This is a genomic window from Enterococcus sp. HY326, assembly GCF_026157065.1.
In the GTDB taxonomy this organism is placed as follows: Bacteria; Bacillota; Bacilli; order Lactobacillales; family Enterococcaceae; genus HY326.
Genome location: NZ_JANLGQ010000031.1, coordinates 1 through 1192, shown reverse-complemented (window position 1 = coordinate 1192; position 1192 = coordinate 1). Strand labels below are relative to the sequence as shown.

The following is a 1192-nucleotide window of genomic DNA, read 5'->3' as shown; positions in this document are numbered from 1 at the left end:
CATTGTCAAAACGATTCAAAAGAAAAAATAAAACGGAGGGTTCATCAATGTTACGTAAATTTAAAATTTCAATCGATGGTCAAGAATACTTAGTAGAAATGGAAGAAATCGGTGGCGTGCCACAACCGACAGCACCCGTTGCTCCGGCTGCACCTGTTGCGCCCGCAGCTCCTGCTCCAGAAGCACCAACACCAACACCCGTTGCTTCAGCTCCAGCCGGCGCCGATGCAATTACGGCTCCTATGCCTGGCGCTATCTTAAAAGTCTTAGTGAATGTTGGGGATGCAGTTTCCGAAAACCAACCAGTGATGATTTTAGAAGCGATGAAGATGGAAAACGAAATTGTAGCACAACATGCAGGAACAGTTACGGGCATTCACGCCGCACCTGGCGACAATGTGAATCCTGGTGATCCATTGATTACCATTGCCTAAATAAATTAGTAAAAAAATTTCTATCCTATATAGAAATTGAAACGTGAAGTTATGCAGAAGTGAAATTAAGTTGAGGAAGTGAAATTTGTGGAAACATTGATTGAAGGGTTTATCGGCATGGGACAAGAGCCTGGCCGGATTGTCATGATGGTGGTCGGTGCCGTCTTAATGTATTTAGGAATTAAAAAAGAATATGAGCCGACATTATTAGTTCCAATGGGGTTAGGAACGATTTTAGTAAACTTTCCGAACTCCGGTGTGCTGGCAGCTGGTGGCGAACCAGGGCCTTTCCAAGTCCTGTTTGACTTTGGTATCAGTACAGAATTATTCCCGTTGCTATTGTTTATTGGGATTGGCGCAATGATTGATTTCGGACCGCTGTTACAAAATCCTTTTCTGTTATTATTCGGTGCTGCGGCGCAATTCGGGATTTTCTTCACGATTATCGTGGCTGTATTAATTGGTTTTGATATTAACGATGCGGCGTCAATCGGAATTATCGGCGCGGCGGATGGACCAACCTCCATCTTCGTAGCCAATACCTTGAATTCGAAATATCTAGGGGCCATCATGGTTGCCGCCTATTCCTACATGGCGTTAGTGCCAATTATCCAACCGGTGGCAATCAAAGCGGTGACAACCAAACATGAACGCCGGATTCGCATGAACTACCGGGCAGGGGAAGTCTCGCAAACAGCGAAAATTATTTTCCCAATCGTCATTTCGATTGTGGCTGGGTTAATTGCACCTGCATCACT

Annotated in this window: 2 protein-coding genes; both read left to right on the top strand. The window is 44.8% G+C overall.

The window, feature by feature from the left end; genetic code table 11:
* Positions 1-47 precede the first annotated feature (47 nt).
* Entirely contained in the window at positions 48-434 is a 387-nt protein-coding gene (locus tag ORH16_RS18845) for an acetyl-CoA carboxylase biotin carboxyl carrier protein subunit (protein WP_265460467.1), read from the top strand.
* Positions 435-521: 87 nt separating this feature from the next.
* A partial coding sequence (locus ORH16_RS18840; RefSeq protein WP_265460466.1) for a sodium ion-translocating decarboxylase subunit beta occupies positions 522-1192 on the top strand: 671 nt, incomplete at its 3' end.

What these genes read in the sequence shown, in the direction of transcription:
- ORH16_RS18845 (WP_265460467.1), top strand. Translation starts at nt 48, where the DNA reads ATGTTACGTAAATTTAAAATTTCAATCGATGGTCAAGAATACTTAGTA.